Origin of the sequence: Synechococcus sp. Tobar12-5m-g (genome assembly GCF_024345415.1) — a bacterium.
Classification (GTDB): domain Bacteria; phylum Cyanobacteriota; class Cyanobacteriia; order PCC-6307; family Cyanobiaceae; genus Regnicoccus.
This window is the reverse complement of the sequence record NZ_JAGQBB010000021.1, coordinates 16,619-26,067: the sequence shown is the minus strand read 5'-3', so window position 1 is coordinate 26,067 and position 9,449 is coordinate 16,619. Positions and strand designations below refer to the sequence as shown.

The 9,449-nt window shown below is 58.8% G+C and carries 9 protein-coding genes; 5 read left to right on the top strand and 4 right to left on the bottom strand.

Annotated features, from left to right (window positions below):
- The first annotated feature begins 223 nt into the window (after positions 1-223).
- Entirely contained in the window at positions 224-409 is a 186-nt protein-coding gene (locus KBY66_RS12500) for a hypothetical protein (protein ID WP_255089909.1), read from the top strand.
- A 129-nt stretch (positions 410-538) separates the two neighbouring features.
- Here the strand turns inward: KBY66_RS12500 and KBY66_RS12495 are convergent, their stop codons facing one another.
- Together KBY66_RS12495 and KBY66_RS12490 are read right to left on the bottom strand one after the other, a co-directional pair.
- Positions 539-910 carry an AbrB family transcriptional regulator gene (locus KBY66_RS12495; protein ID WP_255089908.1) on the bottom strand — a complete coding sequence of 124 codons (372 nt, stop codon included), beginning with the start codon at positions 908-910 and terminating at the stop codon, positions 539-541.
- A gap of 298 nt (positions 911-1,208) precedes the next feature.
- Positions 1,209-1,487: a hypothetical protein gene (locus tag KBY66_RS12490; protein WP_255089907.1), complete on the bottom strand. Its 279-nt coding sequence runs from the start codon at positions 1,485-1,487 to the stop codon at positions 1,209-1,211.
- 628 nt (positions 1,488-2,115) lie between these two features.
- On the opposite strand from KBY66_RS12490, the gene KBY66_RS12485 reads away from it, so the two are divergent.
- The 4 genes from KBY66_RS12485 to KBY66_RS12470 all read left to right on the top strand — a co-directional run bounded on the left by KBY66_RS12485 (position 2,116) and on the right by KBY66_RS12470 (position 7,782).
- The gene (locus KBY66_RS12485) at positions 2,116-4,215 is read left to right on the top strand and encodes an adenylate/guanylate cyclase domain-containing protein (protein ID WP_255089906.1); all 2,100 of its coding nucleotides are present in this window, start codon (positions 2,116-2,118) and stop codon (positions 4,213-4,215) included.
- A complete protein-coding gene (locus tag KBY66_RS12480) occupies positions 4,215-5,762 on the top strand; it encodes a mechanosensitive ion channel family protein (RefSeq protein WP_255089905.1) in 1,548 nt (515 codons plus the stop codon). The genes KBY66_RS12485 and KBY66_RS12480 overlap by 1 nt, the downstream gene beginning before the upstream one ends.
- A 103-nt stretch (positions 5,763-5,865) precedes the next feature.
- Entirely contained in the window at positions 5,866-6,051 is a 186-nt protein-coding gene (locus KBY66_RS12475) for a metallothionein (RefSeq protein WP_255089904.1), read from the top strand.
- Between the two features lie 264 nt (positions 6,052-6,315).
- The gene (locus KBY66_RS12470; RefSeq protein ID WP_255089902.1) at positions 6,316-7,782 is read left to right on the top strand and encodes an META domain-containing protein; all 1,467 of its coding nucleotides are present in this window, start codon (positions 6,316-6,318) and stop codon (positions 7,780-7,782) included.
- Positions 7,783-8,004: 222 nt separating this feature from the next.
- Here KBY66_RS12470 and KBY66_RS12465 read toward each other — a convergent pair whose 3' ends face one another.
- On the bottom strand, positions 8,005-8,667 hold the full coding sequence (locus KBY66_RS12465) for a phosphoribosyltransferase (RefSeq protein WP_255089901.1): 663 nt from the start codon (positions 8,665-8,667) through the stop codon (positions 8,005-8,007).
- A 35-nt stretch (positions 8,668-8,702) separates the two neighbouring features.
- Entirely contained in the window at positions 8,703-9,374 is a 672-nt protein-coding gene (locus KBY66_RS12460; RefSeq protein WP_255089900.1) for a dienelactone hydrolase family protein, read from the bottom strand.
- Positions 9,375-9,449: the final 75 nt, after the last annotated feature.

Here is a 9,449-nt window from a genome sequence, read left to right as displayed (position 1 = left end):
GGAACCAGACAGAGATCGACGATCACCTTCATGGTCAGACAGCCCGAACGGGCTCCATCGTGCATGCCCTGGCCGCCACGGTCTGGACCGGCGGCCAGCTGGTGCTGGATCTGGGCGTGCTGCCCCGTGCACTGCGCGAGGGTCGGGCGGCGCCGATCCGCGCCTTCGAGGAGACGTTCGAGCCGCTGGGCCTCACCACCCTCGCCATTCAGTCGGCCTGCTGGTGGGCACCAAGCTGCTGCTTCTGGTCGGTATCGCGGCACTGGCCGTGCATGCCCGCCTGCGGCTGATCCCCAACCTCAGAGACGGCAACCTCAGTGGCCTGGCCTGGCACCTCCGTGGCATCACTGCCCTGGCGATCGCCTTTGTGGTGGTGGGCGCGCTGATCAGCCTGGGCGGGCTGGGTTGAGAGGCCCGCTCCCGATCGGCCAGGCCTTCAAGCCGCCACTCCGATGGCCCAGATCTCCGCCTTGCTGACGCCGGAACGACAGGTGAGCTTGAAGCCGTTATCAGCGCTGGGGATCCAGCCCAGCGACCTTCACTCCTCGTCGTCAGCCCCACCCACGGGCACCAGGCGGATCTGCTTCTTGCCCAGCTTGATCTCGAACGCATCGCCGGGCTTGAGATCCAGCAGGGCGGTGTAGGCCTTGCCCACCATCAGGTTGCCGTTGAACTGAATCTTGGTGATGAAGCCCAAGCTGCTGCCAGCCTTGCCTTTGCCTGGGCCGCTGCCATGGCCCACGCTCACGCCTTTGGCTTCCAGCAGCGCCTCATAGAAGGCGGTGAAATTCAGCCTTTCACTGCCGTCTTTCTTGGTGCTGAGGTAGCCGGCGGCCCGCACCAGCTCCGATTTGGAGGCATCGCCCAGCTCCTTGACTTTGGCGAGTAGATCCGCACCGGTGAGAGCCATGTTGGTGGGGTACGTCTAGGGGCAAGGTAACGAACAAGACGATCAGGACCAAGCCTTGAAGGTACGGATGTCCGTCCCTTCAGCGGAGGCTTATGCAGGCTTCCCTGTCACCAGTACGGACCTGATCTACACGCCCGGTTACATCCGCGCCGATACATCCCTGCGCCAGGTGCCCCGAATCCCGCTCCAGGGTGAACCCCGGCTCCGGAGGCAAGGGACAAGGCCACACCAGACAAAGCCAGAACTGCGAGTGCATGGAGCTCTCGCATGACCCAGGGATCAGTGGAGTCCCTTCCTCCTAACAGGGGCCACGGCTGAACTCCCTGGCTCTGAGCGATTCTTCGCAGCGCCATGAAGCTTCGGGCAACGATTGGTGCAGCCGAACCCGCCGAAAGTTCCACGGGCGGGTGATGCCGCCCGGCACCAGCCACACCCAGGTACGGCGGCGGGAAGCCCGGAACTCGGCATCCAGATACTCCCTGGCGATGCACGCGCCCAGGTACTTGCGGCAGGGAAACGCCTGGCCGTCTTCCACCATCGCCAGGTTGATGGTCACCCCACTGATCAGTTCCGCCATGGTGGGGCCGTAGCGATGCAGGCCAGAGGCACCTGCAGGACAAGTAGCGGAACAAGGCCGTGATGGGCACGTTTGCTCTCATGGATCGACGAAGTCTGCGGCGAGCTTGTGGTCAGTCGCCCATGGAATCAGCAACAGGTGCTTCCCTCGCTTTGGTCGGTGAGGGGGAAGGGGTCCACTCAGCACTGGTCATCCAGGACTGTTTCAATCAGCTCGCTGACCAACACGCTCCCTCACCTGTCGCTACCTTCCATGCATGGCTGGTGAAACATGCGCACATCATTCATGTGGAAGAAGTGCCTTGCAGGGTCCAGTGGCAGCTTTCTCACGCAAGCTGCGCCATCCTTGATATGCTCCTTCCTAGCAACAATGACTCCAGGCCGCTCCTCCTAGATCTGACTGAAAAGCTGCCCTGTCACTACCCCGTGATCGCAGCTGTGCCAACAAACCTGATCCCCATCCCAGGGAAGTGACGCTATCGCTACAGTTTTGTGCCTCTCGGGCTTTTATAGTCTTCACCTGTGGTCAGCAAAAAAACTAGATAAAGTCTTGAATGATGCCCTTGTCTTGAGCTCGCTGATCAATGCTTTCGCTGAACCATTTGAGCATCAAGTCAAAGCTAATCTTGATGGTGCTCGCTGTCAGCGGCTTTTCAATCTTTGTAACCGCCGCACTTGGCTATAGGAGCGGCAAGGACAATCTCACTAGCCGGGTATCCAATCAACTGACAAGTGTGCGGGCCTCTAAAGCACACCAGATTGAGGCCTATTTCAACACAATTCGAAATCATACTCAGACTCTCAGCGAAGACCCAACGATAACATCTGCAGTTCAGGAGTTTACTGCAGCACACAAGCAGCTGGATAGATCCTCATTATCCAAGGAAGCCGAAAAGAAGTTGTCAGACTACTACTCTCAGATCTTCCTGCCGCGTCTCATGAAGGGCCGCTCGGGAACACCGATTCTGCAGTCCTATCTACTTAAGCCGCCAGCTTCCCAATATCTTCAATTTCAATACATTGCTGCCAATCCCAACCCAGTTGGCAAGAAACAACTTCTCAACAGAGCTCCTGACAACAGCACATATTCGAAGGTGCATGCCAACTACCATCCCATCTTCCGTAACATAATCGAGCGTTTCGGATATTATGACATGTTTCTGATCAATCCAGAAGGAACAATCGTCTATACCGTTTTCAAGGAAACTGACTTTGCCAGCAATCTTTTAAGTGGACCCTACAAAGGCTCTAACCTTGCGAATCTTGTGCGAACAGTGATGGATGCAAAGGAGCAGAAGTACACCAGGCTTGTAGACTTTGCACCCTATGCGCCATCTTATGATGCTCCCGCCGCATTCATCGCTGCGCCTATCTATAGAGGATCTGAGCTGGTAGGAATCCTGGCCTTTCAGATGCCGGTGAATGAAATCAACAATGTGATGACAGGTAATCGCAACTGGAAGGAAGATGGTCTCGGCAACTCCGGCGAAACCTACTTGGTCGGCAATGACCAGCTGATGCGGTCAATTTCCAGGTTTCTGATCGAAGATCCGAAAGCTTTTTTCGCCAACCTTCGTTCGCTGAACATCAATGAAGATATAATAAGAAGAATTCAACAGTTTGATACCACAATCCTTCAGTTGCGGGTAAAAACACAGGGAGTCAGCCAGGCTCTAGCTGGACGAAAGGGAACAGAAATCATCAAGGACTATCGTAGCATTCCCGTTCTTAGCTCATTCGCCCCACTAAAGATCAAGGATCTGGATTGGGTAATCCTTGCCGAGATGGACCTGGACGAGGCCTATGCACCAATCCACTCTTTCCAGCGCCAGATACTGATTTCGGCAACACTTTTGATCCTCCTCACCACGATGGTGGCGATGGGTCTCGCACACTTCTTCGTGAAACCGATCAGTGCCCTGAACATCAGTGCCCGCAAGGTGGCATCTGGCGAGCTGGAGTCGATCCCCACCCTGGAAACCGGAGATGAGTTTGGTGAACTCGGTCGTTCGTTCAATTCGATGCTGCATAGCTTGCGTTCCCAGCGAGAACTGGTGGAACAAAAGAGCCAGGAAAATGAGAGCCTTCTCTTGAGTGTATTTCCAGCAGCCATTGCACGTCGCCTACAGCACGGCGAGAAGCAAATCGCCGAAGATATTTCCAATGTAGCTGTGTTGTACATGCAAGTTACAGGTTTTTCCGAACTTGCTGCCTCCCTCAGTGCTTTTGAGTCTGTTGAAATTCTCAATGACCTGGTTGCGTCGTTTGATGATATTGCCCTCAGTCATGGTATCGAAAAGATCAAGACGATTGGCGATCGCTATCTGGCTGTTTGCGGATTATCCGCTCCGTATCTCGACCATGACAAACGAGCGGTCGACTGCGGCATCGAGATGTTTGGTGTCATCCGTCGTTTCAATTTTGAGCGTGACTTTGATCTCAATCTAAAAATTGGAATTGATTCCGGCGATATCGCCGTTGGCATCGTTGGCAAGAGCAAAGTCGTCTATGACGTCTGGGGAAAAACCATGAACCTCGCTGTTGAGTTGAAGGATGCATGTCCACCAGGCTCAATTCTTGTTTCGCAGACCGTGCACCACCGCCTCGAAGATCTTTATCCCTTCGAAAAACTCGACAAGGTTCCTGATCATGAGCCGATCACACTGAGTGCCTGGTGGCTGAAAGGTACCGTGATGCCTGTGGAAACCGAGCCAAGCGAGCACTCCTGATGAACACGAACAACTTCATTCTTTGGGCGGCGGTACTGGCAGTAGGCTTCCCGCTGGTATCTGTTCTGCTCGGCGAAGCGATTCACCGACTGCGTCGACATGGAGAAGGCTTGGCTGAATCGTTGCGACTGCTGCGCAATGTGATTATTCCAATCTTCATTGGCTTGTTGTTTCTGCAGCATGTTCTTGGTCTAAGTACCAGCACCCGTATCTTCAAGACTGGAGAGACAATCCTCTGGATCTGCATGATTCACGCAGCGCTCTCTCTGCTCAACTTGACTCTCTTCGAGAAAGCAGAAGCTGATACATGGAGATCAAAAGTCCCCAAGTTGTTGGTGGATCTTGCCCGCCTGTTTCTGATTCTTCTCGGCACAGCCTTCGTTCTGGCCACTGTCTGGGATGCCGATTTAGCCGGGCTGGTGACGGCGTTGGGCGTGAGCTCGATCGTTATCGGTCTGGCGCTTCAAGACACACTGGGGAGTGTCATGTCGGGCATAGCGCTTCTGTTCGAGAGGCCATTTTCCGTTGGTGACTGGCTTGAGGTGAATGGGGTTGTGGGCCAGGTGATTGACATCAACTGGCGTGCCGTCCGACTCCTGACGCTTGAACAAGAGATGGTTGTGATCCCCCACAAGCTGATCAGCAGTGAAATGATCCGCAACTTCACCCAGCCAACCCCAATCCATGCCGAACGGATCAAGCTGGGCTTCTCTTATAATGATCCACCTAATCTCGCTCGGCAAGTGCTGAAGAGCACCGCCTTGGAAACAAAGGGAGTCTTGACCGATCCAGAACCCAGTGTCTTTACTCTCGACTACTCCGATTCAGCGGTTACTTATGAGGTGAAGTTTTTCATTCGAGATTATGGTGACATTGAAAACATACGCGAACGATTTATGACCAGGGTATGGTACGCCGCTAAGCGGAATAACCTTTCAATCCCCTTTCCGATTCGGACTCTCTACCACTTCAATGGCCCATCGTCTCAGCAGAAGGGGATATCAAAGAAGTTCGCAGAAAGCTTACAGGCTCTTCCAGCTTATGTGCCGCTCAACAAGGAGCAGGAAATGATGCAGGCCCCTTCTATGGGCATTTCCCTGCAGCATTTTGCTGCTGGTGAAAAAGTGGTGCGTCAAGGCCATTCTGGAAATGCACTTTTCATCATTGTTTCAGGCCAGGCGGTGATGTCTACCTCCGACGCTCGTCACCAGGATCGGGAGGTTCTTTCTTTGCGATCTGGTGAGTTCTTCGGTGAGATGGCCTTGTTCTCAGGCGACCCGAGTTCCGTTACCATAACGGCCCTTTTTGACCTTGAAGTGATGAAGATATCCGGTCACGTTGTCAACCAGATGATTGATCGGCAGCCCAGCTTTGCCCGTGAAATCGGGCACATTCTTGAGATTCGACGTCGCGCGATCCAGGAGACCTCTCAACTTCAAGACAAGTTAAGCCAGCAGGATGAATCTACGCCGCAAGGCCTGAAACCAGATGAAATCTTTGGCGACCCCTTTAACCCATGGCGCGTTGATGTGCGCCATGGAAACTGAACAGTCAATAGGGTACGGTCTCCAGTCGCCTGCGAAGCTCTGGGAAGAGAAAGTGTGTCAGTTTCATGAGGGAAATACCAACAATCATCGTGAATATGATCACATGTTGAGCACATGCTTCATCAACGCCATGCGTTCGGGCTGTTGCTGCCCAGGCTGCAACTGCACGGTGCAACCGGAAACACCGTTCCGCTGCGGCGCCTTGCTGTTCTGCAGTGTCGCCTGCGCCAAGGGGCACCCCAATGGCGAGCCCTGCCACGCCGGCTGCGGCTGCGAATGCCAGGGCTGAGCCTTGAAGGCCTGGTGTGGTGGAGAAGCTGAGCAACTCGATCCTGCTGGCCGCGGCAGATCCTGCGGCCCTCGCGGCGTTTTAAGTCGCCCTGCTGGAGGTTACGGCGACACCCGGCCTGGGGCTGGAGGCCTACTGGCTCCGCGCCAAGGGGCAGGACGATGCCAAACGCTGCGCCCATCGCTGGAATGGAAGCCGCTCGCCCTTTCATCAGATGTCATGGCAGTTTGCACTCCCAAACCGTCGGCAGTACAGACCATCTTCATGCTGTTTCCGCTGCGTTTCGTTGTGGAGCCCGCGGGCCTGGCCGCCAGCCTGGTGATGCTGGCTGCCCCCGCCATGGCGGGCACCCTCTCAGGCACCGCCACCTACCGCGAGCGGATCGCTCTGCCACCTGATGCCGTCTTCGAGGTTGTGCCTGAAGACATCAGCCTGGCGGATGCCCCATTCCGCTTCTCGATCACCGATCCAGACAGGACTATGACCTCACGCAGTCGCTACACGGTTCGCGCCACGGTGCGGGATCGCGGCCAGCAGCTGTTGTTCAGCACTGATCGCATCACTCCGGTGTTCGATGGCCGCAACCGGCCGGTGGAGCTGCTGATGGTGAAGGTCGGCGGCGGTGGCTCAGCGGCCGGGGCCTCCAGATCAGCCGCGCTGGGTGCCTTGCCGGCCAGCTGGCAGGGCGACATCCCCGCTGCCGGCGGCGCCACGCGATGGCACCTGGACCTGGCGCCCGACGGCACCTACCAGCTGCGGCAGACCTTCCTGGATCGCTTGCCCCGCAACCGATTCGATGACATTGGCCGCTGGCGACTGGATACCCCTACCAAGCGGCTGGAGCTGCGCGGCGGCCGTGAAGCACCTCTGTTCCTGCAGCCGATCGACGGGGGCGCCACCCTGCGCAAGCTTGATCGGACCAGCAAGCCGATCGATTCACGCCACAACGACCGCCTCTACCGACTGGCCAAGGCTGCGCCGATCGACCCCAGGCTGCATCTGCAGGGAATGTTCACCTATCTGGCCGATGCCGCCACCATCCGCCTCTGCGCCAACGGCCAGCGTCTGCCGGTCGCGATGGAGAAGGACTACCTCGCCCTGGAGCGGGCCTACCTGAAGGCCCGTCCGGCCGACAAGCCCGGCCAACCGCTTCTGGTCCACCTGGATGGGCTGATCACCCAGAGGCCTTCGATTGAAGCAGGTCAACCCCCAGGCCGCACCCTGGTGGTGGAGAAATTCGTGAACGTCTTGCCCGGCAAAGTCTGCCCACCAACTGCCACGGCTCAGTCCCCCGGTCTCCCCATCTCGCCCTTGCGGGGAACCCGCTGGCGGCTGCTGCGCCTCGGGGATCAGACCGTGCCCTCCGATGGGCCATCGGGCCGGGGGGCCGAACTGCTGCTGGAGCCCGATCAGCCGCGCTTCTCGGGCAGCGGTGGCTGCAACCGGCTGATGGGCGCTGTGCAGTTGGAAGGCGAGTCGCTCCGGTTCGGGAAGGTGGCGGCCACGATGATGGCCTGCCCTGACGAAACGATGGAGTTTGGGCGGCGGTTTACAGCGGCACTTGAAAAGGTGCGGCGCTGGAGCATTGACAAGCACAGCCTGCTGTTGCAGGACGCCGCGGGTAAAACCCTATGGAGCTTCAAGCAGGCGAGAAAGACTGAGCTTTCCTTCTCCCTGCAGTCCTCGCTTCCTGCCGCCGCGGCTACGCCCACGATGCTGCTCCAGGCTTGACCTCATCGGCATCCATGCACCACCTTGGTACTACAGCCCAGGATTCTTCCACTTGTGATGGCAACGGTGCGGTGCCATGTAGGGCAGATTTCCAATCTCATCACCTCCTCTGTGCTGCCGGGAAATGGTCTCGGATTCCTGTTGAAGAGAGAACCCTTTAGGATATCGCTCCTCAATTTCAACTTATTGCTCTTTTGTCCTGGTGGAGACATCAGGCAGCACCTATTCCCCTGCAGGGGGCTGCTGGTTCAACAGGGCCAGAACCTGCTCGTCGTCTAGCTGCTCGAAGTGCTGGTACCACAGACCCACGGCTTCGAGATCGTCGACGACGGCCAGGGCCACGAACCGATCCACCAACGGGCTCAGCTCTGCGGCGACGTTGCGATCGACCACCGGCACCGCCAGACCCAGCGAGGCTGGTTCGAGCTTGCGCAGGGAGAGCAGGGCCGCCTTCACGGTCATGCCGGTGGCGATGCCGTCGTCCACCACGATCAGATGACGGCCTCGCAACTGCTCAGCCGGCGGGTCCCCGAAGAGCACTTGCCGGCGCCTCAGTTCCTGCTGCTGCGCCCGCAGCCAACCGTGCATCGTCGCGGTGGTCGCCCGACGGCTGGCGCCCTCCCCGTCGCGCCAGACCACCACCCCACCGGCGGCCACCGCACCGATCGCCAGCTCCGGCCAGGCGGGATCGGCGATCTTGCGCACCGACCAGGTCGTCAGTGGCAGCCCCAGGCGGGAGGCCATCGCCGCCGCCACCGGCACACCCCCCCTCGGCAGCGCCAGCAGGGTGGTGTCATGGCCGAGGCCAAGGCGATCGGTGAAGGCGTCCGACAGAGCGAGACCTGCCTGGTGGCGGTTGGTCCAGAGAGGAGGTCTGTCAGCCATGGCTTGAAGGGTGGGCGTGAGGGATCAGGAACCGCTCAGGGCCTGGCCACGGCCAGGTGCTGGAGGAACCAGTCGCGGGCCAGGTGGGCGGCCTGCTCCAGGGTGCCGGGCTCCTCGAACAGATGGGTGGCCCCCGGCACCAGCTGAAGCGCATGGGGGGCGATCAGCTGTGCGGCGGCCTGGCGGTTGAGCTGGAGCACCTCGACGTCTTGAGCACCGACGAGGAACAGCGTTGGACTGCCCACCAGCGGCAGGGCCTCGGGGGCGAGATCGGGACGCCCACCGCGGGACACCACGGCTCCCACCGGATCGGGCCGTGCCGCTGCCGCGGCGATCGCTGCAGCGGCGCCGGTACTGGCGCCAAACAGTCCGATCGGCAGGCCGTTCAGCTCCGGTTGCCTCCCCACCCAGTCGATGGCCCCGATCAGGCGCCGGCTGAGCAGGGGGATGTCGAAGCGCAACGACCGGTCCAGCTCATCGATCCGCTCCTCGGCTGCGGTGAGCAGATCGAACAGGAGCGTGGCCAGCCCTGCCTCCACCAGCACGCTTGCCACGTAGCGGTTGCGGCGGCTGAAGCGACTGCTGCCGCTGCCGTGGGCGAAGACCACCAGTCCGGCTGCCGGATCCGGAAGCGTCAGGAGGCCGGCCAGCTCCGCGCCAGCTGACTGGAGGACGACCTCCCCTTCGCCAGCGGTGGAGTGGTTCACGGCATCCTGCTGAAGCTTCCCTTTCCTAGCCACAGGAGGATGGGGCGGATGCATGCCATCCCTACAGGGACCCTG